Annotated in this window: 20 protein-coding genes; 5 read left to right on the plus strand and 15 right to left on the minus strand. The window is 70.7% G+C overall.

Annotated elements, in window-relative coordinates; genetic code table 11:
* The first annotated feature begins 61 nt into the window (after positions 1-61).
* Positions 62-1174: a non-hydrolyzing UDP-N-acetylglucosamine 2-epimerase gene (gene wecB, locus Vse01_RS13120; protein ID WP_239104280.1), complete on the plus strand. Its 1113-nt coding sequence runs from the start codon at positions 62-64 to the stop codon at positions 1172-1174.
* A gap of 58 nt (positions 1175-1232) precedes the next feature.
* Here wecB and Vse01_RS13125 read toward each other — a convergent pair whose 3' ends face one another.
* The 6 genes from Vse01_RS13125 to Vse01_RS13150 form a co-directional block, all read right to left on the minus strand.
* Positions 1233-3104, minus strand: a complete 1872-nt coding sequence (locus Vse01_RS13125; protein ID WP_093404731.1) for a polysaccharide biosynthesis protein — start codon at positions 3102-3104, stop codon at positions 1233-1235.
* A gap of 170 nt (positions 3105-3274) precedes the next feature.
* Complete coding sequence (locus tag Vse01_RS13130) at positions 3275-3919, minus strand: acetyltransferase (protein ID WP_093404727.1); 645 nt, start codon at positions 3917-3919, stop codon at positions 3275-3277.
* A complete protein-coding gene (locus Vse01_RS13135; protein WP_093404724.1) occupies positions 3916-5064 on the minus strand; it encodes an aminotransferase class I/II-fold pyridoxal phosphate-dependent enzyme in 1149 nt (382 codons plus the stop codon). The genes Vse01_RS13130 and Vse01_RS13135 overlap by 4 nt, the downstream gene beginning before the upstream one ends.
* Positions 5061-5714 carry a sugar transferase gene (locus Vse01_RS13140; protein WP_275415495.1) on the minus strand — a complete coding sequence of 218 codons (654 nt, stop codon included), beginning with the start codon at positions 5712-5714 and terminating at the stop codon, positions 5061-5063. The genes Vse01_RS13135 and Vse01_RS13140 overlap by 4 nt, the downstream gene beginning before the upstream one ends.
* A 182-nt stretch (positions 5715-5896) precedes the next feature.
* Positions 5897-6331, minus strand: a complete 435-nt coding sequence (locus tag Vse01_RS13145) for a hypothetical protein (RefSeq protein WP_093404887.1) — start codon at positions 6329-6331, stop codon at positions 5897-5899.
* 339 nt (positions 6332-6670) lie between these two features.
* Entirely contained in the window at positions 6671-9091 is a 2421-nt protein-coding gene (locus Vse01_RS13150; RefSeq protein WP_093404718.1) for a Tex family protein, read from the minus strand.
* Positions 9092-9153: 62 nt separating this feature from the next.
* Here Vse01_RS13150 and Vse01_RS13155 point away from each other — a divergent pair, with 62 nt between their 5' ends.
* A complete protein-coding gene (locus tag Vse01_RS13155) occupies positions 9154-10665 on the plus strand; it encodes a deoxyguanosinetriphosphate triphosphohydrolase family protein (RefSeq protein WP_093404716.1) in 1512 nt (503 codons plus the stop codon).
* 31 nt (positions 10666-10696) lie between these two features.
* Here the strand turns inward: Vse01_RS13155 and Vse01_RS13160 are convergent, their stop codons facing one another.
* The 6 genes from Vse01_RS13160 to Vse01_RS13185 all read right to left on the minus strand — a co-directional run bounded on the left by Vse01_RS13160 (position 10697) and on the right by Vse01_RS13185 (position 17740).
* A complete protein-coding gene (locus Vse01_RS13160; protein WP_093404884.1) occupies positions 10697-11848 on the minus strand; it encodes an MBL fold metallo-hydrolase in 1152 nt (383 codons plus the stop codon).
* Between the two features lie 51 nt (positions 11849-11899).
* Positions 11900-12919, minus strand: coding sequence for a serine hydrolase (locus Vse01_RS13165; protein WP_232511248.1), 1020 nt, complete (start codon positions 12917-12919; stop codon positions 11900-11902).
* A gap of 81 nt (positions 12920-13000) precedes the next feature.
* Positions 13001-14182: a zinc-dependent alcohol dehydrogenase gene (locus Vse01_RS13170; RefSeq protein WP_093404713.1), complete on the minus strand. Its 1182-nt coding sequence runs from the start codon at positions 14180-14182 to the stop codon at positions 13001-13003.
* A gap of 167 nt (positions 14183-14349) precedes the next feature.
* Positions 14350-15111 (minus strand): succinate dehydrogenase/fumarate reductase iron-sulfur subunit, encoded by a 762-nt coding sequence (locus Vse01_RS13175; RefSeq protein WP_093404711.1) that lies wholly within the window; start codon positions 15109-15111, stop codon positions 14350-14352.
* Entirely contained in the window at positions 15108-17045 is a 1938-nt protein-coding gene (locus Vse01_RS13180; protein ID WP_093404708.1) for a fumarate reductase/succinate dehydrogenase flavoprotein subunit, read from the minus strand. The genes Vse01_RS13175 and Vse01_RS13180 overlap by 4 nt, the downstream gene beginning before the upstream one ends.
* A 2-nt stretch (positions 17046-17047) precedes the next feature.
* Positions 17048-17740 carry a succinate dehydrogenase cytochrome b subunit gene (locus Vse01_RS13185; RefSeq protein WP_275415496.1) on the minus strand — a complete coding sequence of 231 codons (693 nt, stop codon included), beginning with the start codon at positions 17738-17740 and terminating at the stop codon, positions 17048-17050.
* A 77-nt stretch (positions 17741-17817) separates the two neighbouring features.
* On the opposite strand from Vse01_RS13185, the gene Vse01_RS13190 reads away from it, so the two are divergent.
* Positions 17818-18750 carry a LysR family transcriptional regulator gene (locus Vse01_RS13190; RefSeq protein WP_093404706.1) on the plus strand — a complete coding sequence of 311 codons (933 nt, stop codon included), beginning with the start codon at positions 17818-17820 and terminating at the stop codon, positions 18748-18750.
* A gap of 159 nt (positions 18751-18909) precedes the next feature.
* Here the strand turns inward: Vse01_RS13190 and hrpA are convergent, their stop codons facing one another.
* Complete coding sequence (gene hrpA / locus Vse01_RS13195) at positions 18910-22968, minus strand: ATP-dependent RNA helicase HrpA (RefSeq protein WP_093404703.1); 4059 nt, start codon at positions 22966-22968, stop codon at positions 18910-18912.
* Between the two features lie 307 nt (positions 22969-23275).
* On the opposite strand from hrpA, the gene Vse01_RS13200 reads away from it, so the two are divergent.
* Positions 23276-23692: a cytidine/deoxycytidylate deaminase family protein gene (locus tag Vse01_RS13200; RefSeq protein ID WP_093404701.1), complete on the plus strand. Its 417-nt coding sequence runs from the start codon at positions 23276-23278 to the stop codon at positions 23690-23692.
* A gap of 101 nt (positions 23693-23793) precedes the next feature.
* Here Vse01_RS13200 and Vse01_RS13205 read toward each other — a convergent pair whose 3' ends face one another.
* A complete protein-coding gene (locus tag Vse01_RS13205; protein WP_232511247.1) occupies positions 23794-24198 on the minus strand; it encodes a MerR family transcriptional regulator in 405 nt (134 codons plus the stop codon).
* A gap of 38 nt (positions 24199-24236) precedes the next feature.
* On the opposite strand from Vse01_RS13205, the gene Vse01_RS13210 reads away from it, so the two are divergent.
* Entirely contained in the window at positions 24237-24992 is a 756-nt protein-coding gene (locus Vse01_RS13210) for an alpha/beta fold hydrolase (RefSeq protein WP_093404698.1), read from the plus strand.
* Positions 24993-25118: 126 nt separating this feature from the next.
* On the opposite strand, the gene Vse01_RS13215 is transcribed toward Vse01_RS13210, so the two are convergent.
* Entirely contained in the window at positions 25119-25763 is a 645-nt protein-coding gene (locus Vse01_RS13215; RefSeq protein WP_093404874.1) for a hypothetical protein, read from the minus strand.
* Between the last annotated feature and the right edge of the window lie 119 nt (positions 25764-25882).

A 25882-nucleotide genomic window follows, 5' to 3' on the forward strand; every position in this document is an offset into this window, starting at 1 on the left:
GGTCCGTTGCCGGCCCATGTTCGGAGCCGGCCGTGCGAAGGGTGGGGCGATGACGCGGGTCATGACCGTGGTGGGAACGCGACCAGAAATCATTCGGCTGTCCCGGATCACGGAGCGATTTGACCGAACGGTCGACCATGTGCTCGTTCACACCGGCCAGAACTGGGACCGGTCGCTGTCCGACGTCTTCTTCGCGGAGATGAGGATTCGGGAGCCCGACCGCTTTCTTCGGGTGGACACGTCTTCGCTCGGGCGGGTGCTCGGTGGCGTCCTCGTCGGCGTCGAGGAAGCGATCCGCGAGCTGCGGCCGGACGCGCTACTCGTGCTCGGCGACACCAACAGCGCCATCGCTGCGGTGATGGCACGGCGGATGCGGGTGCCCGTCTACCACATGGAGGCGGGAAACCGGTGCTTCGACCTCAACGTGCCGGAGGAGACCAACCGCCGTCTGGTCGATCACGTCGCCGATTTCAACCTGGTCTACAGCGAGCACGCTCGCCGCAATCTGCTCGCCGAGGGACTGCATCCTCGACGGATCCTGCACACCGGCTCGCCGATGCGGGAGGTGCTCGACCACTACCGGCCCGAGATCGAGGCGTCACCGATTCTGCACCAGTTGGAGCTGGAGCCCGGGGGGTATTTCGTGGTCAGTGCCCACCGGGAGGAGAACGTGGACGATCCCGCCCGACTGCGGCGGCTGCTCGACTGCCTGCGGGCCGTCCGTGCCGAGTGGGGCCTGACCGTGCTGGTTTCCACCCATCCACGTACCCGCAAACGGCTGGAGTCGTTGACCGACGATGGGACAGACCTTGACGGCATCGCCTTCCACGAGCCCTTCGGCTTCTTCGACTACGTACGCCTGCAGACCCAGGCCCGGTGCGTCCTCTCCGACAGCGGCACGATCAGCGAGGAGGCCGCGATCCTCGGCTTCCCTGCGGTGACCTTGCGCGACTCCATGGAGCGCCCGGAGGCGCTCGACGCCGGAGGCATCATCATGACGGGCCTGGACCGTGACGGCATCGTCGAGGCAGTCCGGGTGGCGATCGACCAGGTGGCGGTGGCCGGCGTCTCCTGTCCGGCTGACTACCAGGTCACCGATACGTCCCGACTGGTGGTGAACTTCATCCTGTCGACCGTGCGACGGCACCACGACTGGGCGGGCATCCGTCGGTGAGCGATGACAAGGGCTGGTGACCGGGATCGGTCACCAGCCCTCGTCGGTGCGGTGGCTGCTACCGGGGCAGCGGGAGGCCACCCAGGACGGTGTCGCTGACGCGACCGGCCGGTTGGCCGCTGAGGCGGGCGAGTTCGGCGATGACCTTCGCCGGGTCGTCGAACGGGTCCAGGCCGCTGACCTCCAGCGGATCGAGCGGAGGCACCGCGACGTGCGACACCAGCGGGTGCAGCGGGCGGGCGTCGGTCTCGCCGGTGCCGAGCAGGTCCTCGTGCAGCTTCTCGCCCGGACGCAGGCCGGTGTAAACGATCGGTACGTCGCTGCCGGCCTGCTCGGCCATCTGTCGGGCGAGGTCGGCGATGCGTACCGGCTCGCCCATGTCGAGCACGAGTGCCTCGCCGTCACGGCCGATCTCGGTGGCCTGGAGCACCAGGTGCACCGCCTCCTGCATGGTCATCAGGTACCGGGTCACCTCGGGGTGGGTGACGGTGAGCGGGTTGCCCGCCTCGATCTGTCGCTGGAAGGCGGTGACCACCGAGCCTCGGCTGCTCAGCACGTTTCCGAAGCGGACACTGAGGAAGGTGCCGGGGAAGCGTGAGGCGGCGTGCGCGGTCAGCCGTTCGGTGATCCGCTTGGAGTAGCCCAGGACGCTTATCGGGTCGGCGGCCTTGTCGGTGGAGATGTTGACGAACTTCGCCACGTCCTGGCAGGCGTCGAGCACCGACAGGGTGCCCCACACGTTTGTCTTGACCGCCTCGCCGGGGTGCCGTTCGAGCAGGGTGAGGTGCTTGAGCGCGGCGGCGTGGAAGATGATCTCAGGGCGGCGGTCCCGGATGATCCGCCGGATCGCCTCGTCGTCGCGCAGGTCGGCCAGGATCAGTTCGGGTCCGTCGAGCATCGCGCGGCCGTTGAGCGACATCTGAAGGGCGTGCAGCGCGGACTCGTCGCGGTCGAGCATCATCAGCTCGCCCGGGTCGGCCTTCATCACCTGGCGGCACAGTTCGGAGCCGATCGACCCACCGGCGCCGGTGACCAGGATCCGCCGGCCGGTGAGGCCGTTGGTCCGTACCGCCATCTCGGCGACCACCTGCCGGCGGCCGAGCAGGTCGCTGATCCGCACGTCGCGTACGTCGGTCACGGTGATCCGGTGGTCGACCAGGTCGCGTACCGGCGGGAGCACCTTGAACGCCGCGCCGGTGTTCAGGGTTGCCTCCCGGATCTGCCGGATGAGCGCGGCGTCGGCGTTCGCGACCGAGAAGATCACGGTGGTGGCGCCGCTGCGGCGTACCGCCTCGGCGACGTCACCGCGCCCGCCGAGCACCCGGATGCCGTCGACGCAGAGGTTGCGCTTGTCCGGGTCGTCGTCGAGGGCACCGACGGGCCGGTAGCGGCTGCGTGGGTCGGTGAGCAGCGCGCGGAGCAGGCCCTGGCCGGCGTCGCCCATCCCGAACAGCAGTACCGGGGCCGACGAGCGAACATCCGGGCGCAGGGCCAGGTCGCGCTGGTGCCGGTAGACGAAGCGGACGGCGAGCATGAACAGCAGGGCGAGCGCGCCGCCGACCAGCGGCGTGCTCGCCGGCACCGGCCGTTCCGGTGCCGGCAGTACGCCGAGCAGCACGATCGCGACCGTGGTGAGGGCGGTTCCGGCCAGCCCGCGAACCTCCTGGAGACTGCCGAGCGGGTGGCGTCCCGAGCGCACCCGGCGCGCCCCGGCCACCGCCACGTGCAGCCCGGCGGCGATCAATCCACAGCCGGCGGCGCGGGTCAGCTGGGTGGTGGTCAGGGCGAACTCGTAGCGGGTCCAGGCGGCAGCGACGAACCCACCCACCCAGGCCGTGGCGTCGGTGGCGAGGAACGCCAGGGTGCGCCACCGGATCCTGCTCCGGCGCGCCGTCGGGTCCGGGTGCCGGCTGGTCTGTGTGTCCCGCATCTGCGGCTCCTGTGCTGTCGACCACTTCCGCCCGGGGCGAGCGGAAGGAGCAATACGCTCCTGTCCTTGTTACATGCCGTATGAGTGCTTTGTTGGCTTTTCGGCGATTGATGGCGAATCGCTTCGGGCAGGCTGACCAGCCGGCTCATCGGTCCTGGTGACCGGAGCGGTCAGCGGGCCGGCACGCCCTTGACCACGACGCCGGCGGGCACGTCACGCACCACACAGGCGCCCGCGCCGACGGTGCTGTCCCGGCCGACCCGCAACCCCTGCAGCACGGCGGCGGTGGTGCCGACGAGTACGCCCTCCGCCAGCCGGCACTCCCCGGAGACCGCCGCCAGCGGATTCACCGACACGTGGTCGGCGAGTTCGCAGTCGTGCCCGACGGTGCAGTTCTGGTTGAGATGCACGTGCCGCCCGAGAGTCACGTTTGTGGTGACCCGTGCCCCGGCAAAGGCGACCAGACCCGGGCCGTGCCGCAGGTCCGGGTCGAGCGTGGCGTCGGGATGTACGAGACTGGCCGCCGGCACCCCGTACCTGTCGATCCGTTCGGCGACCGCACGCCGGATCCGTGGGTCACCGACGCCGATGACGTGATGGGTGTCGGCGGGTGCTTCGGCGAACCAGGCCATGCCCCCGAGGTACGGCACGTCGAGCTGCTGCATCTGCTTGAGGTTCACCTCGTTCGGACCGTCGTCCACGAAGCCCAGCACCTGCCAACGGGGCAGGAGGGCAGCGGCATTCACGGCGCGGGCGATGGTCAGGATCTCCCGACCGTGTCCGCCGCAGCCGACGATGACCAGGGGTACCGTCACGCCGCCGGGACTCCGGTCCGTGCCACCAGAAACTCGTCGATCGCCGAGAGCACGGCGGTCACCTGCGGTTCGGTGAGAGCGCTGCCGCTGGGCAGGGTCAACCCCTCGGCGTAAAGCCGCTCGGCGGCTCCGGTGAGCCGGCTCTCCGTGTCGGCGTACGCCGGTTGCAGGTGCATCGGTTTCCACACCGGACGGGTCTCGATGTGCCGGGCGGCCAGGTGGGCGGCCAGGTCCGCCGCGGTCCAGCCGGAACGGCGCGGGTCCACCCGGATGCTGGTCAGCCAGCAGTTCGATCCGGTGTCCTCGGCGCCGACCAGGTCGGCCCCCGGTACCGGCGCGAAGAGTTTGGCGTACCGGTCGCGTAGTCGCCGCCGACGGTCGATCATGCCGTCCAGCCGAATCAGCTGGGCTCGGCCCAACGCCGCGAGCAGGTTGCTCAACCGGTAGTTGTAACCGGTCTCCAGGTGCTCATAGTGCGGCACCGGCTCGCGTGCCTGGGTGGACAGGTGTCGCGCCCGGTCGAGCAACGTCAGGTCGTCGCCGACGAGCATGCCGCCGCCGGAGGTGGTCATGATCTTGTTTCCGTTGAAGGAGAGGGCACCAACCCGGCCGAAGGAACCGGCCGGCCGGCCGAGATGCGTGGCGCCGAGCGCCTCCGCGGCATCCTCGATCACCGGAACGCCTGCGGCGGCGCAGATCGGCAGCAGCGCGGTGTAGTCGGCGCAGCTGCCGAACATGTCGACCGGGATCACCGCGCCGATCCGCTCCCCACGCGAGCGCAGGTCATGTAGCAGTTCAGCGACGAGCGCGACGTCGATGTTGCCGGTGCGCGGATCGCAGTCGACGAAGACCGGTCGGGCCCTGGTGTAGCGGACCGCGTTGGCGGTGGCGACGAAGGTCAGCGTGGGTACCAGCACCACATCGCCCGGGCCGACGCCAAGCCCCAGCAGCGCTAGGTGCAGCGCGGCGGTGCCGGAACTGACCGCCACCGCGCTCCGGGTGCCCACCCGGGCGGCGACCTCCCGCTCGAAGGCGTCGAGATCCGGACCGACCGGCGCCACCCAGCCGGAGCGCAGCGCCGCGATCAGGTACGACTCCTCCAGCGGTCCGATGTCCGGCGAGGACAGGAGAATGGTGTCGGTCATCGTCGGCTCCCGAGGAACTCGGGCATGGTGGCGTTGCCGTCGGCCGAGATGCCGTCCCGGCGCAGCACCGTGCCGACGGTGGCGGCCAGGATCGACAGGTCGAGGCGGAGGCTGCGGCTGGTCACGTACTCCACGTCGAGCGAGAACTTGGCGTCCCAGTCGAGGCTGTTGCGCCCGCGTACCTGGGCGAGCCCGGTGATGCCCGGGCGGACCTCGTGCCGTCGCGCCTGGGTGGGGGAGTACCTGCTGAGGTACTCCGGCAGCAGCGGTCGGGGACCGACGATGCTCATGTCACCGCGTAGCACGCACCAGAGCGTCGGCAGTTCGTCCAGGCTGGTGGCCCGCAGCCAGCGGCCGAGCGGGGTGAGCCGGTCGGCGTCGGTCAGCAGCCCCCGGGCCGAATCAGGTGCCCGCATGGTGCGAAATTTGATCAACTCGAACGGTCGATCGTCCCGCCCGATGCGGCACTGCCGGAACAGCACCGGTCGGCCCAGCCGCACCGCGACGGCCGCCGCGACTGCCGCCATCAGCGGCGCGGTCAGCAGCAGCAACGCGGTCGCGACGACCACGTCGAACAGCCGTTTGACCGGGTCGTCCGGCCGCGCGGGCCGGGGCGGGCGTGTCGGCGCGGTCACCGAGGATACGGGCACCGTTCTGACCTCCGTACGTCAACCGGTCATAGCAGACAAACGGGTTGTATCAGACTGACCGCTCGTGACATCGGAAAATAGCGACAGTCGACACGGATCCCGACACGTCAACCCGCGAGGACACGCAAAGGACACGCGTCCCGGCGCGCCGCGTCAGCTCGGGTGTGTCGCGTAGCCGCTGGTCAGAGGTCTGCGTCGCCCGCGTCGAGCCGCCGTTGCAACATGATCCGCAGTGGTAGCGACTCGCCGTCCCGGGCACCCTCGCCGACGATCAGCGGGGCCGGGTCGGGCTGCGGATCCGCGCCGAGGAGCCGGGCGCGCAGCGAGCGCGGCACGGTCAGCAGGTGAAAACGGCCGTCCACGTCGACAGCCCGGCTGTGCGCCCGGTCGATGTACCAGCCGTGCAGGCCGGTCCGATAGCGGGCCCGGCCGTCATAGGAACGGGCGACAAGTCGGGTGGTGGCAAGGCCGCGCCGCCGCGCCTCGGCGACGAACGCGCCGACCAGCGCTGCCGCCTCCGCCTGCTCGGCCTCCCGGCGCCGCTGCGCGGCCGCCGCGTGCGCCAACACCGCCTGCTGTCGCGCTTCTCGCCAGTCCGGGCCGCCGTCGCTCACCACGACCCGACGGTACGCCACCCGCTACCCGCCTTTCGGCGCTCCTCTTCCCCCACCCGCTACCCCTGGCACCGTCAGCAACTTCAGGGATGCTGCGGTCTCGCGACGGGTTGAGGCAGCAATACCCGCGAAGTTGTCCGATGTGTTGAACCCGATCGGTGTGTGGGTTGACGCCCTTTGCTCTGCTTCAACCCACGCACCAGCGGTGCCTCGGAACCGTTGCGTCCGTTGAAGCAGAGCAAAGGGCGCGAGGTGGTGTATGCCTCGGCTGGTGCCAACGGCCGTGTCCGGCGGGACCGGGTATGCGTCCCGTCGGCCACGGCCGTTGACGAAGGAGGCTCTCTAGAGCAGACCGGCGCGGCGCAGCGCGTCGGCCATCGCGCCGTCGGCGGGTGCCGCCGCACCGCGTCCCTGGCGCACCTGCCTGCCCTGCGCGCCGCGGCCCTGCCCATCGCGGCCCTGGCCACCCCGACCGCCCTGGCCACCCCGACCGCCCTGGCTACCCCGACCGCCCTGGCTACCACGGTCGTGCCCGGCCGCGCCGTCCCGGCCGCCACCACGTCCGGCGCCGGGCTCGGACTCGTCGTCCAGGCGGAGGGTCAGCGAGATGCGCTTGCGCGGCACGTCGACGTCCAGCACCTTGACCTTCACCACGTCGCCGGACTTGACCACGTCGCGGGGATCCTTCACGAAGGTGCGGGACATCGCCGACACGTGCACCAGGCCGTCCTGGTGCACGCCGACGTCCACGAACGCGCCGAACGCGGCGACGTTGGTGACCACGCCTTCCAGCACCATCCCGGGCGTCAGGTCGCTGATCTTTTCGACGCCCTCGACGAAGGTGGCGGTCTTGAACTCCGGCCGTGGGTCGCGGCCCGGCTTCTCCAACTCGGCGAGGATGTCGGTGACGGTGGGCAGGCCGAACGTGTCGTCGACGAAGTCGGTGGCGCGCAGCCCCCGCAGGATGGCGCTCTTGCCGATGATCGAGCGCAGGTCCTGACCGGTCGAGGCGAGGATCCGGCGCACCACCGGGTACGCCTCGGGGTGCACGCTTGAGGAGTCCAGCGGGTCGTCGCCGCCGGGGATGCGCAGGAAGCCGGCGCACTGCTCGAACGCCTTCGGGCCGAGCCGGGCGACCTTCTTCAGCTCGGCCCGGGTGCGGAACGGGCCGTTGGCGTCCCGGTGCAGCACGATGTTCTCGGCCAGCCCGGCGCCGATGCCGGAGACCCGGGTCAGCAGCGGCGCGGAGGCGGTGTTCACGTCCACGCCGACGCCGTTGACGCAGTCCTCCACCACGGCGTCCAGCGACCGGGACAGCTTCACCTCGGACAGGTCGTGCTGGTACTGCCCGACGCCGATGGAGCGCGGGTCGATCTTCACCAGCTCGGCGAGCGGGTCCTGCAGCCGGCGGGCGATGGAGACCGCGCCACGCAACGACACGTCCAGGCCGGGCAGCTCCTGCGCGGCGTACGCGGAGGCCGAGTAGACCGACGCGCCGGCCTCGGAGACCACCACCTTTGTCAGCTTCAACTCCGGGTGCCGCTTGATCAGGTCACCGGCCAGCTTGTCGGTTTCCCGGCTGGCGGTGCCGTTGCCGATGGCGATCAGCTCGACCCCGTGCGCGGCGGCCAGCGTGGCGAGGGTGTGTAGGGAGGCGTCCCACTGCCGGCGCGGCTCGTGCGGGTAGATGGTGTCGGTGGCGACCACCTTGCCGGTGGCGTCCACCACCGCCACCTTCACCCCGGTCCGCAGGCCCGGGTCCAGCCCCATGGTGGGCCGGGCGCCGGCCGGCGCGGCCAGCAGCAGGTCGCGCAGGTTGGTGGCGAAGACCCGGACGGCCTCCTCCTCGGCCGCCTGCCAGAGCCGCATCCGCAGGTCCGCGCCGAGGTGGATGAGGATGCGGGTACGCCAGGCCCAGCGCACCGTGTCGGCCAGCCAGCGGTCGGCGGGCCGCCCCTGGTCGCTGACCCCGAACCGGCCGGCGATCGCGGCCTCGTAGCGGGTCGGCCCGGTCACCGCCGCGTCGACGTCGCCCTCGGCCTCCGGGTCCATGGTCAGGTCGAGCACGCCCTCCTTCTCGCCCCGGAACATGGCCAGGATGCGGTGCGAGGGCAGCTTCGGGTACGGCTCGGCGAAGTCGAAGTAGTCGGCGAACTTCGCCCCGGCGCTCTCCTGTCCCTCGCGTACCCGGGACACCAGCCGGCCCCGCGACCACATCTGCTCGCGCAGCGTGCCGATCAGGTCGGCGTCCTCGGCGAACCGCTCGATCAGGATGGCCCGCGCCCCGTCCAGCGCGGCGGCGGCGTCGGCAACCCCCTTGTCGGCGTCGACGTACGCCGCCGCCACCGAGCGGGGATCCTGGGTCGGGTCGCCGAGCAGCGTGTCCGCGAGGGGCTCCAGCCCGGCCTCGCGGGCGATCTGCGCCCGGGTCCGCCGCTTTGGCTTGTACGGCAGGTAGATGTCCTCCAGGCGGGACTTCGAGTCGGCCGCCATGATCTGTGCTTCCAGGGCCTCGTCGAGCTTGCCCTGGGAACGGATGGACTCCAGCACCGCCGCGCGCCGCTCGTCCAGCTCGCGCAGGTACCGCAGGCGCTCTTCCAGGGTACGCAGCTGGGTGTCGTCGAGCAGGCCGGTGGCCTCTTTCCGGTAACGCGCGATGAACGGCACGGTGGCACCACCGTCGAGCAGCTCCACGGCCGCGCGTACCTGGCGCTCGGCGACGCCGAGTTCCTCGGCGATCCGCTGATGAACAGAGAGGGTCACGTTGTCGCTCCGCCTTCGGGTGTGGGTTCCGTGGTGCATTCTGCCGGGCTACCGTGGCGATCATGGAACCACCTGCGGACCCCCGGGCGCGCCGCCTCTTCGGCGGCAGCGCGCGGACCCTCGGCGACCTGGCCACCAGCCCGTTCCGGGCCGACCGGGACCGCATCGTCGGCTCGCCGTTCTTCACCCGGCTCGGCGGCGTCACCCAGGTGGTCAGCCCGGGCGGGTCCGGGCTGCTGGTGCACAACCGGCTCACCCACAGCCTGAAGGTCGCCCAGGTGGCCCGGGCGATCGCCGAGCGGCTCACCGCCGACGACCACCAGCGTGACCTGGTGGAGAAGCTCGGCGGCTGCGACCCGGACGTGGTGGAGGCCGCCGCGCTCGCCCACGACCTCGGGCACCCGCCCTTCGGGCACCTGGGGGAGCGGGTGCTGGACCGGCTGGCCCGGCACCGGCTCGGCCTGACCGACGGGTTCGAGGGCAACGCCCAGTCGTACCGGATCGTCACCTCGACCGAGATCCGGGGCGCGGCGACCACCGGCCTGGACCTGACCGCCGCGGTGCGGGCGGCGATGTTGAAGTACCCGTGGACCCGGCTGGACCACCCCGACCCGCACCCCCGGACGATGGATCCGCCGCCGCGCGGCGCGACCCCGCCGCCCGACGACCCGGACAGCGGCTCGCTGAAGTTCGGGGCGTACCGCACGGAACTGGACGACCTGCGGCAGGCCCGGGCACCGTTCGCCGGCCGGATCGCCGACTGGCAGCAGACCGTCGAGGCGTCGGTGATGGACACCGCCGACGACATCGCGTACGCCATCCACGACGTGGAGGACTTCTACCGGGTCGGGGTGCTTCAGCAGGGTGCGGTGGCCGCCGAGCTGATGGCCTGGCAGCGCGAGGGCGGCCATCTGCGGGCGATCACCGACTCGGCGCTGGCCACCTCGGCCCGCCGGCCCGGCTCGTCGATCGAGCGGCTGCGCCGTCAACTGCACCACAAGGACGCCTGGATCGCCGACGACGAGGCGTTCGCCGCCGCCGTCGAACACGTCCGGGAGGAACTGGTCGAGGGGCTGCTCGCGCTGCCGTTCGACGGGTCGATCGAGGCGGAGCAGTACGTGGCTCGCTTCTCCGCCCGGTGGACCACCCGTTTCGTGGACGCGATCACCGTCGTCGAGCAGCCTGCCGTACGCTCCGGGCACGTGCTGCTGGCTCCGGCCCAGTGGCACGAGGTGCAGGTGCTCAAGTTCGTGCACCACCGATTCGTGCTGGCCCGTCCCGACCTGGCGTTGCACCAGCGGGGTCAGGCCCGGCTGCTCGACACCCTGGTCGACGCGCTGCGGGAGTGGCTGCTGGATCCGGAGGAGGAGTCCCGGCTGCCCCGGCGGCTGCACGACCTGGTGGAGCTGGCCGAGGCGGAGCTGCACCCGCGTACCCCGGACCGCATCGGCAAGGCACGTGGCCGGGCCATCGTGGATTTCGTCGCCCAGCTCACCGACGGTCAGGCGGTGGCGATGCTGGACGCGCTCTCCGGCCGCTCCGGCGCCCTCTGGACCGACGCCTTCGTCCTCTGAGGCGGGTCGGGCCCGTCAGGGCGGCGGCGGCTCAGGCGATGGCCTGCCACCAGCCGTCGACCGGGGGTGGGTCGTCGACCACCACCCGCTCGCCGGGGCGGGGCACGGCCAGCCGTACGTCGCGGGCCTTCGCCTCGGCCCAGAGCCGGTCCACCGGCTCGGACCAGTCGTGCAGGGCCAGGTTGAAGGTGGCCCAGTGCACCGGAATGAACAGCCCACCGCGCAGGTCCAGGTGGGCGGCGACCGCCTCCTCGGGGAACATGTGGATTCCCGGCCAGGCCCGGTCGTACGCGCCGATCTGCATAAGCGTCACGTCGAACGGCCCGTGCGCGGTGCCGATCTCGGCGTACCCGCCGAAGTAGCCGGAGTCTCCGGTGTAGTAGACGCGGCGCTGCTGGCCGGCCACCACCCAGGAACTCCACAGCGTGCCGTTGCGGCGCAGGCCCCGGCCGGAGAAGTGCTGGGCGGCGGTGCAGGTGATCTCCAACTCGGCCACCCGGTGGGTCTGCGACCAGTCCAGCTCGATGATCCGCTCCGCCGGGACGCCCCAGCGGTCGAGGTGGGCGCCGACCCCGAGCGGCACCAGGAACGGCGCCGACTGCCGGGCGGTCAGTTCCCGCACCGTGCCCATGTCGAGATGGTCGTAGTGGTCGTGCGAGATCAGGATCGCGTCGATTCGGGGCAGTTCGTCGAGGCGTACCGGGGGTTCGTGCAGTCGGCGCGGGCCGACCGCCGTCGACGGGGAGCACCTGTCGCTCCACACCGGGTCCAGCAGCACCCGCTTGCCCTCGATCTCGATCAGGGTGGAGGCGTGGCCGTACCAGACGATGTTCAGCTCGCGTTCCGGGTCGATCCCGGTCTCGGCGGCCGGTCGCAGCAGCGGCACGGGTGCGCCCGGCCGACGCTTCTGCTTGCCGAAGAGCAGTTCCCGGAACAGGTTTCGGTCGGAGACGGGCACCATCGTGCGGGTGTCCGTCCGGTTGTGGAAAACGCCGTCGCGGAACTGCGGTGACCGGGCCGCCCGTTCGGCGCGGGCGCCGGCCAGCCGGCCGCCGATCGCGGCCGGCACGTTCCGCGCGGCCCAGGCCGCTCCGGCGAGCCCGGCCAACGCGGCCAGGCCCGCCACCGACCCGGTGATCCGCCGACCGGTCGTACGTCCGCTCGGCTTGTTCGGCGCCCGCATGGTCCCCCCTCGGTTGATCCCGAGGTCCACGTTAGCCGTCACCGGCCGGGTTCAGCCGCCGTTGCTGGGGCGGTAGGTGCGCTCGCGGTGGGTGGTGCCGGTACCGTTGAAACCGGCGCTCAGGTCCATGACCCGCCGGCCCCACCGGGCCCGTGCCTGCACGGCGGGGTGGGTGGCGCCGAAGTCGTCCGCGCCGGGCTGCCCGTCGGCGAAGAGGGCGTACGTCACAAGTGGCGCACCGGCAGTGTCGAAGATCACTCCCGCTTCGTGTCGGGCGTCGACGAACCAGCCGGCCTTGGTGGCGACGCGGGCCCGTTCGGCGGAGGACATCTCACGGCGTACCCCGTCGGTGAAGGCCACCGGCGAGCGCAGCAGCCGCAGCACGCGATCGGTCGAGGCGGGGGAGAGCAGGGTGCCGGCGACAAGTGCCCGCAGCAGGTCGTGCGTCTCCCGTGGGGTGCTGGTGCCCAGGAAGAAGCGGTTCGGGTTGGCCACCGGCTGCACCTGGGTGTTCGGGAAGCCCTTGGCGACCAGGATTTGGTTGACCTCGGCGGCCGGGCAGACCAGCCCGCAGAGCCGTACCGCGGTGTCGTCGGAGACGGTCAGCAGGTTCGCCAGGACGTGGCCGACGGTGACCAGGCTGGGGTAGGCGCCGTCCAGGCTGAAGATGCCGTCCCCGCCGGTCACCACGATCGCCTCGGTCACCTCCACCTGGTGGTCGAGGGTGAGCAGACCCCGGTCGACCTTGTCCAGCACCGCGACCGCCACGGCGATCTTGTTGACGCTGTACGCCTCGATCCGCAGGTCCGCCGACTCGTCCACCGCGACCAACGGCCCGTCCGGGCCGGCCAGACTGACGTACGCCTGCCAGTTGCCGCCGGCCCGGGTGCTCTCCCGCTGGAAGACGGCGGCGATGCGGGCGGCGAGCCGTTCCCGGTCGCGCGGCCCGCCCGCCGTGCCCGCCTCCTCGGCGGGGTCAGCGGCGGCGGGCACTCCGGTGCCGAGCACGGTGCCGGCCGTCGCCACGGTGCCCAGGCCGAGCGCGGTCCTGCGGTCCATCCGGATGGTCACTCGTCTCTCCCATCGGTCCCCTGGTGTGTCCACGACACACCCTAGGCCGAAGGATCGACGTAGGTGATCCCGTCGATGGGCTCACGGGGCGAGAACGACCTTCACGCAGCCGTCCTGCTTCTTCTGGAACATCTCGTACGCCTGCGGCGCCTGCTCCAGCGGCAGCCGGTGGGTACGCAGGTCGGCCACGCCGAGCGGGTCGTCGTCGGTGAGCAGCGGGATGATCTCGTCGGTCCAGCGCCGCACGTGGCACTGACCCATCCGCACCTGGATGCCCCGGTCGAACATCTCCATCAGCGGCAACGGGTCGACCTCGCCGCCGTACACCCCGGAGATGGAGACGGTGCCCCCGCGCCGGACGCCCTTGAGCGCGGCCTTGAGCGCGACCAGCCGGTCCACCGCCACCTTGTCGATCATCGGCTGGGCGAGCTTGTCCGGCAGCAGCCCGGCGGCGGCCTGAGCCATCTTGCCCAGCGGCGCGCCGTGCGACTCCATCCCGACCGCGTCGATCACGGCGTCCGGCCCACGTCCGTCCACCAGATCGATCAACGTGCCGGGCACGTCGTCGAGTTGGGAGATGTCCAGCACCTCCACGCCGTGCCGGCGGGCCATCTCCAGCCGCTCGGGCACCACGTCGAGGCCGATCACCCGGTCCGCGCCGAGGTGGCGGCCGATGCGGGCGCAGAATTGGCCCACCGGCCCCAGGCCGAAGACCGCGAGCGTGCCGCCGCGCGGGGTGTCGGCGTACTTCACCGCCTGCCAGGCGGTCGGCAGGATGTCGGAGAGGTAGAGCCAGCGCTCGTCCGGACCATCGTCCGGCACCTTGATCGGGCCGAACTCGGCGAACGGGACGCGAAGGAACTGGGCCTGCCCGCCGGGCACCGCACCGTAGAGGGAGGTGTAGCCGAACAGCGCGGCGCCCTTGCCCTCGGCGGTGACCTGGGTGGTCTCGCACTGGGCGTAGAGCTGCCGCTGGCACATCCAGCAGGATCCGCAGGAGATGTTGAACGGCACCACCACCCGGTCGCCGGGCTTGAGCCGGGTCACCCCGGGTCCGACCTCCTCGACGATGCCCATCGGTTCGTGGCCGAGGATGTCACCCGGCTTGAGGTACGGGCCCAGGACTTCGTACAGGTGCAGGTCGGAGCCGCAGATGGCGGTGGAGGTGATCCGCACGATCGCGTCGGTAGGGTCCTCGATCCTCGGGTCGGGCACCTCCGCGACCCGTACGTCCCGCTTGCCCTGCCAGGTCAGTGCCCGCATGTCGCCCCCTCGTCGCCGCCGTCCTCGTAGCTCACCTGCTACCCGCGACAACGCCCTTCAACCGACCTACCCCCACCCGCGGGGGTTGATCATGAGGTTGGCGGCAGTTTGAAGATCAACGACTGCCGCCAACCTCATGGTCAACGGGGGAAGTCCGGTCGGGGCGGTCAGGTGCCGGGGGTGTCGGCGTGGCGGGTGGTGGCGGCCAGGTAGTCGCGGTTGAGGCGGCCGATGGTGGTCAGCGGGATGCCCTTCGGGCAGACCACCGTGCACTCGCCGGCGTTGGTGCAGCCGCCGAAGCCGGCCTCGTCGTGCGCGTCGACCATGCCGATCACCCGGGTGTAACGCTCGGGCTGGCCCTGGGGGAGCAGCGAGAGCTGGGTGACCTTGGCGGCGGTGAACAGCATGCCGGAGCCGTTCGGGCAGGCCGCCACGCAGGCGCCGCAGCCGATGCAGGCGGCGGACTCGAAGGCGGAGTCGGCGTCGGCCTTGGCCACCGGTACGGAGTGCGCCTCCGGCGCGCTGCCGGTGGGCGCGGTGACGTACCCGCCAGCAGCGATGATTTTGTCGAAGGCGTTGCGGTTGACCACCAGGTCCTTGATGACCGGGAAGGCCCGGGCCCGCCACGGCTCGATGTCGATGGTGTCGCCGTCGGAGAACTGCCGCATGTGCAGCTGGCAGGCGGTGGTGCCACGCTGCGGCCCGTGCGCGTCGCCGTTGATCATGAGGCCGCACATGCCGCAGATGCCCTCGCGGCAGTCGTGGTCGAAGGCGACCGGCTCCTCACCGGCGAGGATGAGCCGCTCGTTGAGCACGTCGAGCATCTCCAGGAACGACATGTCCGGTGAGACGTCGTCGACCTGGTACTTCACCATCCGACCCTTGTCCTGGGGGCCGGACTGGCGCCAGATGCGCAGGGTCAGGTTCACTTGTAGCTCCGCTGCGTGGGGTGGACGTATTCGAAGTTCAGGTCTTCCTTGTGCAACACCGACGGCTCACCCGTGGCGGTGAACTCCCAGGCCGCCACGTACGCGAACCGGTCGTCGTCGCGCTGGGCCTCGCCCTCGGGGGTCTGGTGCTCGGCGCGGAAGTGGCCGCCGCAGGACTCCTCCCGGTGCAGGGCGTCGATGCACATCAGCTCCGCCAGCTCGAAGAAGTCGGCCACCCGGCCGGCCTTCTCCAGCGACTGGTTCAAGCCTTCGCCGTTGCCCGGCACCCGGACCCGCTGCCAGAACTGCTCCCGCAGCGCGCGGATCTCGTCGATGGCCTTGCGCAGCCTGGCCTCGGAGCGCTCCATGCCGCAGTGCTCCCACATGATCTGGCCCAGCTCGCGGTGGAACGAGTCCACCGTCCGGTCACCGTCGATCGCGAGCAGCCGCTGGATGCGGTCCTCCACGTCCCGACGGGCCTCGACCGCCGCCGGGTGGGTCGCGTCGACCTTCTCGAACGGGCCGGCGGCGAGGTAGTTGGCGACCGTGTTGGGCAGCACGAAGTACCCGTCGGCCAGGCCCTGCATCAGCGCCGAGGCGCCGAGCCGGTTCGCGCCGTGGTCGGAGAAGTTCGCCTCACCGATGACGAACAGGCCGGGGATCGTCGACTGGAGGTCGTAGTCGACCCAGAGGCCGCCCATCGTGTAGTGCACGGCGGGGTAGATCCGCATCGGCACCTCGTACGGGTCCTCGCCGGTGATCCGCTCGTACATCTCGAAGAGGTTGCCGTACTTGGCCTCGATGGCCTTGCGGCCGAGCCGGTCGATGGCGTCGGCGAAGTCGAGGTAGACCCCGAGCTTCGTCGGACCCACGCCCCGGCCCTCGTCGCAGACGTTCTTCGCGGCGCGGGAGGCGATGTCGCGGGGCACCAGGTTGCCGAAGGAGGGGTAGATGCGCTCCAGGTAGTAGTCCCGCTCGTCCTCGGGAATCTCGCGGGGATCGCGGTCGTCGCCCTTGGCCTTCGGCACCCAGACCCGGCCGTCGTTGCGCAGCGACTCGCTCATCAGGGTCAGCTTCGACTGGTGGTCGCCGGAGACCGGGATGCAGGTCGGGTGGATCTGGGTGTAGCAGGGATTGGCGAAGTACGCGCCCTTGCGGTGCGCCCGCCAGGTGGCGGTGACGTTGCAGCCCTTGGCGTTTGTGGAGAGGTAGAAGACGTTGCCGTAGCCGCCGGAGGCGAGCACCACCGCGTCGGCGAACTCCGTGGTGATCTCGCCGGTGACCATGTCCCGGACCACGATGCCCCGGGCCTTGCCGTCGACGACGATCAGCTCCAGCATCTCGTGCCGGGCGTACATCTCCACGTTGCCCAGACCGATCTGCCGCTCCAACGCCTGGTACGCGCCGAGCAGCAGCTGCTGGCCCGTCTGGCCCCGGGCGTAGAAGGTGCGCTGCACCTGCGCGCCGCCGAACGAACGGGTGTCGAGCAGACCGCCGTACTCGCGGGCGAAGGGCACGCCCTGGGCGACGCACTGGTCGATGATGTTTACCGAGACCTCGGCCAGCCGGTGCACGTTCGACTCGCGGGAGCGGAAGTCACCGCCCTTGACCGTGTCGTAGAAGAGCCGGTGCACCGAGTCGCCGTCGTTGCGGTAGTTCTTGGCGGCGTTGATGCCGCCCTGTGCGGCGATCGAGTGCGCCCGGCGGGGGCTGTCCTGGTAGCAGTACGACTTGACCCGGTAGCCCTGCTCGGCGAGCGTGGCCGCGGCGGAGCCACCGGCCAGGCCGGTGCCGACCACGATCACGGTCATCTTGCGGCGGTTGGCCGGGTTGACCAGCTTCGCCTCGAAACGGCGACGTTCCCAGCGGGTCTCGATCGGCCCGTCGGGGGCCCTGGTGTCGGCGATCGGGTCGCCCTCGGTGAACAGATCCATGGTCAGGACACCAATCCGGTGAGTACGGCGAACGGGACCACGAGGTAGCCGGCGCAGAGCGCGACGGCGAAGACCAGCGCCACCGCCCGGGCCCGCTGCTCGCCGCGCGGGGTCTGCTGGCCCAGGCTGCGCAGTGCGCTGAACACGCCGTGCCGCAGGTGGAAGCCGAGCGCGACGATCGCCAGCGTGTAGAAGGCCGTGACGTACCAGCGTTCCGGGGCGAAGTCGGCGACCACGTTCGCGTACGGCCGGGACGGGTCGCCGACCGGGTTCAGCGTGCCGGTGGTCAGGTCGAGGATGTGGTAGACCACGAAGAGCAGGATGATCACGCCGCCCCAGCGCATGGTCCGGGCCGCGTAGCTGCCCCGGACCTTCTTACGGTGGGCGTAGCGCACCGGGCGGGCGGCGCGGGCGCGCAACGCCAGGACCGTGGCGGCCCAGATGTGCAGCAGCACCGCCGCCAGCAGGCCGACCCGTTGGATCCACAGGAACCCGGCGCTGGGCAGTAGCGGGACGCCGAGTTCACGCAGCCAGTGCGCGTAGTGGTCGAACGAGGACGCGCCCGAGAAGATCTTCAGGTTGCCCAGCATGTGGGCGATGAGGAACAGCACCAGCAGGATGCCCGTCACCGCCATGACGGCCTTGAGGCCGACATTGGAGCGGATGGGCGACCGGGTTCTCGTCGTGACTACCACTCGACCGACGCTAGGAGGACTTCGATCAGTCGTCCAATGCATCGACACCGCAGTCTTGATAGCCATAAGCTATGTAGATGCAGCTCCATCAGCTGAAGTACTTCGTCGCGGTGGCCGAAGTGCGACATTTCACCCAGGCAGCCGACCTCGTGGGCATCACCCAGCCCTCATTGAGTAAGCAAATTCACGCGCTGGAGGACACCCTCGGCGCACCCCTGTTCGAGCGGGTAAGGGGCAACATAACCCTGACCGCGGCGGGGGAGGTGCTGCTGCCGTTGGCCAAGCGGATCCTGGCCGACGTCGAGACCGCCACCCGGGAGGTGCAGGAACTGGTCGGCCTGCGGCGTGGCCGGGTACGCCTCGGCGCCACTCCCAGCCTCGCCACCTCCCTCGCCCCGCCGGTGCTCCGCCGGTTCCGCGACGCCCACCCGACCGTCGACCTGCGGATGGAGGAGGGCGGCTCGCAGGACCTCGTCCGTGACCTGCTCCGGGGCGACCTCGACCTCGCGCTGATCATCATGCCCGCCCAGGGCACCGATCCCGGCCTGCGGGCCGACCCGATCCTCACCGAGAGCCTGGTGGTCGCCTCGGTCGACCCGGTGCCCACCGCCACGCCCGGCGCCGACCTGCGCATCACCGACCTGCGCGACCAGCCGATGGTGATGTTCCGCGAGGGTTACGACCTGCGCGACGCCACCCTCCAGGCGTGCCGGGACGCCGGCTTCGAACCGACCCTTTCGGTGGACGGCGGGGAGATGGACGCGGTGCTCAGCTTCGTCGAGGCCGGGCTGGGCATCGCCGTGGTCCCCGGCATGGTGGTCGCCCGCCGGGCCGGCGTCCGCGTCACCCGGCTCGCTCCTCCGGGCGTACGCCGGACCATCGCGGTGGCTCGCCGCCGCGACGCGGTGCCCACCCACGCCGGCCGCGAACTACGCCGCATCCTGCTCGACTACGTCCACACCGCCACCGCCACCGCCCAGCTCCCGCCCGGCGTCGAACCCCTACCCTGACCCCCGCTCGCCCCGCCCTCTGCTCGCCCTGCTCGCCCTGCCCTGCTCGCCCCGCCCTCTGCTCGGCGATCTTGCACTTTCCGTCGCGACACGGCATGCCAAAGGGGGTGTATCGGCGACCAGAACTGCAAGATCGCGGGGGCGGTGTCGTCTAAGCGATCAACGCCCTTCGGCGTCGTCCATGGCGCGGTAGATGCGTTGCTCGGAGACGGGATAGGGGGTGCCGAGGGCCTGGGCGAAGATGCTCACCCGCAGCTCCTCGATCATCCAGCGGATCTGGCGCACCGCCTGCGACGAGCGTCGCGCCGGGGGCAGGGCGGCCAGTAGCTCGTCGTACTCGCGTTGCACCACCGCGACGCGGTCCTGCTGTTGTTTGTCCCGCGCGGGGTTGCCGGGCAGCCGGTCCAGCCGCCGCTCGATCGCGGTCAGGTAGCGCAGCAGGTCGGGCAGTCGGGCGTACCCGGCCTCGGTGATGAAGCCGGCGTGCACCAGGCCGGTGAGCTGGTTGCGGACGTCGGCCAGGGCGGCCACCACGGCCAGGTTCCGCGTCGCGCCGAGGCGCTGCTGCACGGCGTACGCGGTGGAGAGCACCGCCCGGACCCGGTCCATCACCGCCACCACCGTGTCCACCAGCTCGGCCCGGACCTTCTCGCGCAGCGCGGCGAAACCCGCCTCGTCCCAGGCCGGTCCGCCCGCGTCGACGATCAGCTTGTCGATCGCCGCGCCGGCCGCGTCCTCGATCAACGCCTGCACCCCGCCGTGCGGGTTGCGGGACAACGCCAGCTTCGCCTCGTTGGGCAACCGGCCCTGGAGGAACTTCGCCGGGGACGGCACGGTCAGCCGCAGCAGCCGACGGGTGCCGGCCCAGTGGGCGACCTCCTGCTCGGCGGGGGAGTCGAACACCTTCACGCCGACCGTGGCGCCCTCGTCCACAAGCGCCGGGTAGGCGGTCACCGCGTACCCGGCCCGTACCTGCTCGATGGTGCGCGGCAGCGTGCCGATCTCCCAGCCGGTCAGCCCCGATCGGGCCACCTCCGGCGCGGCGGCGGCCACCACCTGGCGTACCTCCGCCTTGAGCTGGCGTTGCAGGGCCGGCAGGTCCTTGCCCTCGGCTACCGGTTTGTCGTCGTCGCCGAGCACCCGGAAGGTGACCCGCAGGTGCGGCGGCAGCCTGCCCAGATCCCAGGCGTCCCGGGGCACGGTCACCCCGGTCATCCGCCGCAGCTGTCGGGTCAGCGCGTCCAGCAGCGGTTCCTCGCCGGGGGTGATCGCGGCCAGCGCGGCGCGGGCGTAGTCGGGGACCGGCACGAAGTTGCGCCGTACCGGCTTCGGCAGCGACCGGATCAGCGCTACGACCAGTTCCTCACGCAGCCCCGGCACCTGCCAGTCGAAGCTTTCGGCGGGCACCTGGTTGAGCAACGGCAGCGGAATGTCCACAGTCACGCCGTCGGTCGCCGTACCCGGGTCGAACGTGTACGTCAGCGGCAACGCCACCCCGTCGGCCCGCCACTCGTCGGGGTAGTCGGCCTCGTCCAGCCCGCCCCGGCCCGCGTTGACAAGCAGCTCCCGGGTGAAGGTGAGCAGCTCGGGCCGCTCCCGGCGGGTCTTCTTCCACCAGCTGTCGAAGTGCCGCCCGGAGACCACGTCGGCCGGGATGCGCTCGTCGTAGAACTGGAAGATCGTCTCGTCGTCGACCAGGATGTCGCGTCGCCGGGCGCGATTCTCCAACTCCTCGATCTCGGTCAGCAGCCGCTGGTTGTCCCGCCAGAACTGGTGGTGGGTGGACCAGTCGCCCTCGACAAGCGCGTGCCGGATGAACAGCTCCCGGCTCAACGTCGGGTCGATCCGACCAAAGTTCACCTTGCGGGAGGTGACCAGCGGGACGCCGAAGAGGGTGACCTTCTCGTACGCCATCACCGCCGCCTGCTTCTTCTCCCAGTGCGGCTCGCTGTAGCTGCGCTTGACCAGGTGCTGGGCGAGCGGCTCGACCCACTCCGGCTCGATCCGCCCGTTCACCCGCCCCCACAGCCGGGAGGTCTCCACCAGCTCGGCGGCCATCACCCAGCGAGGTGGCTTGCGGAACAACGCCGAGCCCGGGAACAGGGCGAACTTCGCCCCGCGCGCGCCCAGGTACTCGTGCTTCTGGGCGTCCTTGAGACCGACGTGCGACAGCAGGCCCGGCAGCAGCGACTGGTGCACCTTCGGTGTGTCGATCTCCTCCGGCAGGTCCGCGCCGACCTGGCGTCGCCCACCGCCGTCGGGCACGCCGTCCGCGCCGCCCCGCCGGCCCCGTCCCCGGTTCCTTTCGTCAGGGGTACGCAGCACCTGGCGCAACTGGCTGACGATGTCCTGCCACTCCCGTACCCGCAGGTAGTTGAGGTACTCGGCCCGACACATCCGCCGGAACGCGCTTGAGGAGAGCGCCCGCTGCTGCTCCCGCAGGTACCGCCAGAGGTTGAGATACGCGACGAAGTCGGACTCGGCGTCGGCGAACCGGGCGTGTGCCTGGTCGGCCTGGGCCTGCTTCTCCGCGGGCCGCTCGCGCGGATCCTGGATCGACAGCGCTGCGGCGATCACCATCACCTCGGTGGCACAGCCGTTGCGTTCGCCCTCCAGCACCATCCGGGCCAGCCGGGGGTCGACCGGCAACTGCGCCAGCCGCCGGCCGAGGGACGTGAGCCGTCGGCTCGGCTCGGTCTCGGTCGGGTCGATCGCGCCCAGCTCGTGCAGCAGGTTCACGCCGTCGGTGATGTTGCGGCGGTCCGGCGGGTCGATGAACGGGAACGCGGCGATGTCGCCCAGACCGATGGCGGTCATCTGGAGGATGACCGAGGCCAGGTTGGTCCGCAGGATCTCCGGGTCGGTGAACTCGGGCCGGGAGTCGAAGTCCTGCTCGTCGTAGAGCCGGATGCAGATGCCGTCCGAGGTGCGCCCGCAGCGACCCTTGCGCTGGTTGGCGCTGGCCTGGGAGATCGGCTCGATCGGCAGCCGCTGCACCTTCAGCCGCTGCGAGTAGCGGGAGATCCGGGCGGTGCCGGGATCCACCACGTACTTGATGCCCGGCACGGTGAGCGAGGTCTCCGCCACGTTCGTGGCCAGCACCACCCGGCGGCCGGAGTGCGGGGCGAAGACCCGGTGCTGCTCGGCGACGCTGAGTCGGGCGTACAGCGGCAGGATCTCGGTGCCGAGCAGCGACCGCTTGTTCTGCACCAGCTTGCCCAGCGCCTCGGCGGTGTCCCGGATCTCCCGCTCACCGCTGAGGAAGACCAGGATGTCGCCCGGCCCCTCGGCGGCCAGCTCCTCGACCGCGTCACCGATGGCCTGGATCTGGTCGCGGACGTTCTCCTCGTCCGCGTCCTCCTCGTCGCCGTCGGCGACCTCGACAAGCGGCCGGTAGCGCACCTCCACCGGGTAGGTCCGGCCGGAGACCTCCACCACCGGCGCCGGCTCGCCGTCGGGATGCTCGGCGGTCGTTGGTCCGGCGAAGTGCCGCGCGAACCTGTCGGTCTCGATGGTCGCCGAGGTGATGATCACCTTGAGGTCGGGACGGCGCGGCAGGAGCTGCCGGAGGTACCCGAGAATGAAGTCGATGTTGAGGCTGCGCTCGTGCGCCTCGTCGATGATCAACGTGTCGTACTGGCGCAGCATCCGGTCGGTCTGCAACTCGGCCAGCAGGATGCCGTCGGTCATCAGCTTGACCAGGCTGTTCTCGCCCACCTGATCGGTGAAGCGCACCTTGTAGCCGACCACGTCACCGAGTTCGGTCCCCAACTCCTCGGCGATCCGGTCGGCCACCGTACGCGCCGCCAGCCGCCGGGGCTGGGTGTGCCCGATCAGGCCGCTGATGCCACGCCCCAGCTCCAGGCAGATCTTCGGCAACTGGGTGGTCTTACCCGAGCCGGTCTCGCCCGCCACGATCACCACCTGGTGGTCGCGGATCGCCGCGGCGATGTCATCCTTGCGCTCGCTGACCGGCAGACTTGCCGGGTAGACGATCTTCGGCACCGCGGCTTTCCGCCGCTCCAGCCGGCCCTCCGCCGCAGCCGTCTCGGCGACGATCTCCGCCAGCACCGACTCGCGTCGCTGCGGGTCGCGTAGCTTCCGCAGCCCGTCGAGTCGACGGCGCAGCTGACGCTGGTCGCGGAACATCAGCGGGGAAAGGCGACGCTGCAACTCCCGAACGGGATCGGTCGCGGCGGGTGAGGCTGGATTCTGCATGTCGTGGCCAAGGATAGGCAGCCGGTTGCCGGTCCGCCTCCTGGTTACCCGCGCACTGCTCCGGCCGGGCTGCGCTGGCCGGGTGAGGGCTGGTCGCGATGTGGCGTCCGGGCCTGGTCGGGCGCGCGTTGGTGTGCGGCCCAAGGTTGGTCGCCGCGCCCCCTTTGCTCTGCTTCACCCGGCGCAACGGTTGCGGCCCCGAGTTGATGCGTGGGTTGAAGCACAGCAAAGAAGGCGGTGTGGTGGCGCCAGCCCGGGGGCGGTCTATCGTTGGGCGCCGAGCTGGGAGCGGAACGCGGGGACGTCGATGAAGATGCGGGACACCGACCGGGCACTGGTGCAGGCTGCCAGCGCAGTGGCAAAGCTGCGTTGCCGCAGCGCAGCCCACACTCTCGCAACGGCGGCTCGTACCGCTGACGGCCGGGTGATCTCTGCCGTGAACGTGGCGCGCGCGGCCGGCGGGGCCTGCCCCGAGGTGGTGGCTCTCGCGACCGCGGTTACCCAGGGCGTGAGTGAGCTGGAGACGATTGTCACCGTCGGCGAACGGGGCCGGACCCTGGTGACTCCCTGCGATTCGTGCCGCCGGCTGCTGGCCGACCAATTTCCGGGCCTGCGGATGATCATCGGACCGGTCGATGATCCGCGGGTCGTGCCGGTGACCGGGCGGGCAGCCGCCATCGAAGCCGGGGATCCGACTGACGAGCCGGAGGTCTGCGACCGCTAGCGCGATCCGGGACCGAGTGGCCCTCGGCGGTATCAGAGGCCCACTCGATCCCGATTGTTGACTCGCGGGTGCCTCCGGCATGCGTGACCAGTGAGTTCCGGTCAGCTCCCGGTAGAGGCACCCACCAATTCGTCGGCGCCGGAACGGTGCAGGATGTCCAGGATCAGTGTGCGGCAGCGGTCGATTTCATTGGACGCCTCGTCGAGGCGTGCCACCTCCTGCCGCAGCGTCGCTACGAGGTTCTCGCATGGGATGACGCGGGGGCTGGCATCAACGACGCAAGGCAGCAGCAGTTCAACGGTCCGCAGGGGCAGACCTACATTGAGCAAGGACCGGATCCGGCGCACCTTCTCGACATCCTCCACTGCATAGTGGCGGTACCCGTTCGCAGCGCGTGCGGACCGGAGCAAGCCTTGCTGTTCGTAGTACCGAAGCAGTCGGGCACTGACGCCGGTCCGTTCCGACAACTCGCCGATAAGCAACGCACTCCCCTCTCCCAGTGCCACTTGACCTTCACACTACTGTCAAGGCTTACGTTCGACTGATGAGAAGCTACGGCACGGGCCGTACGGCCGTCATCACGCATGGTGTCCAAAGTGTGGCTGATCATTGGGGCGAGGTGGCAGCTCGCCTGCCCGGTCGAACGCTCGTCCCGGATCGCCGGGGTCGTGGGAAGAGCGCGCCGATCGGCGACGACTACGACCTCGCCACCGAGGTGGCGGATCTCAACCAGGTGCTCGACGAGGCCGGTCCGGAACCGGTGTTGATCGGGCACAGCTACGGCGGCGCGATCGCCCTGTTGACCGCTGCCGAGCGCGACGACCTCGCCGGTCTGGTGCTGTACGAGCCGACGATACCGGTCGACGGACCGGTCACCGGTGAGGCGCTGGATGTGATCGGCGCTGCGCTCAAGGCGGGCGACCGCGACACCGCGTTCGCCACGGTGCTCACCCGGGTCGTCGGTGACGCTCCCGAGGACGCGGAGAGCTTCCGGACCGGTGACCCGACCGGCTGGGCGGCGATGTTGGAGTTGATTGACAGCACCTACGCCGAACTCGCCGCGCTGGACCGGCTGGCCTACGACCCGTCGATGCTGAAGAAGATCAAGGTGCCGACGCTGGTGATCCTCGGCGAACGGAGCGACCGCGAGGAGTTGGTGTTTGGCCGCGCCGCTCGGGCGCTGGTCGACGGCCTCGACGACGCGACCCTGGTGGTGCTGCCCGATCAGGGGCACATCGCGCACGTACTCGACCCCGAGGCTCTGGTCGAGGCGATCATGCCTGCGCTGAAGGAATTCTGAGCCGTGCGCCGACTGCTCGTGCTCGACGAGCCGGAGCAGCGCCTCGACACCGGGATCAAGCGTGCTCGCCACGCACCTGCGGTGGTACGTGAAGGCTGGCGGTCGCTGAACGCCTGAGGTTGGTGGTCAGGCGGCGGCGGACCAGATGGCGCGGAAGGCGGCTGCCTCGCCGGCGAGCCAGCTTTCGATCTCGTTGGGCCTGGCGTTGTCGGGCATCCGGTGGGTGATGCCTCGGCGCACGTCGACCAGGACCGGCTCGGCGTGCGGGAGCACGGCGTCCATGTGGCGGGCGGTCAGGTGCAGTGCCGCCAGGGTCGCCTCCTCGCTGGGCGGGGCCTCGTCGAAGTGCAGGCGCACCGCCTCGGCGCGGCCGTCGGCGTACCGGATGCCGAAGTGGGGGTTGATCTTGATCGGAAGGTCGCCGAGCATGGCCAGCGCGTCGCGGGTCTGGGCCAGGTCGACCCCGGCGGGCTCACCGAGCGAGTGCAGCCAGGCCGTCGCGCCGGGCACGAGCGACTGGTAGAGCGGGCGCCAGCGGGGCTTGACCACGTCGACCACCTGCGCCAGGTGGGTGCCGCCAGTGTGGAAGGCGATGTCGGCCTTGAGTGCCTTGACGAACTGGCCGTGCGGGTTGAACCCGGAACGGCTCGCCCGCTGCCGGCGTAGGCCGCCGACGAAGCTGGCCTTGGTCGGACCGGTGCGGTCGACGTACCGGGTGAAACCGAGGAGGGTTGCGTACGGCGTGAGGGGGGCGGAGATGGGCGCGGTCACGAGCATCCTCCCAGGTCAGGAACTCGATTAGTACATACATTCTAATCGACGACCCTGACATCGCCCAGGGCACGAAAGGGGCCGCCCGGGCATCCCGGACGGCCCCCGTAGGAAAAAAT

The sequence above is a fragment of the Micromonospora sediminimaris genome (assembly GCF_016863575.1).
Taxonomy (GTDB): Bacteria; Actinomycetota; Actinomycetes; order Mycobacteriales; family Micromonosporaceae; genus Micromonospora; species Micromonospora sediminimaris.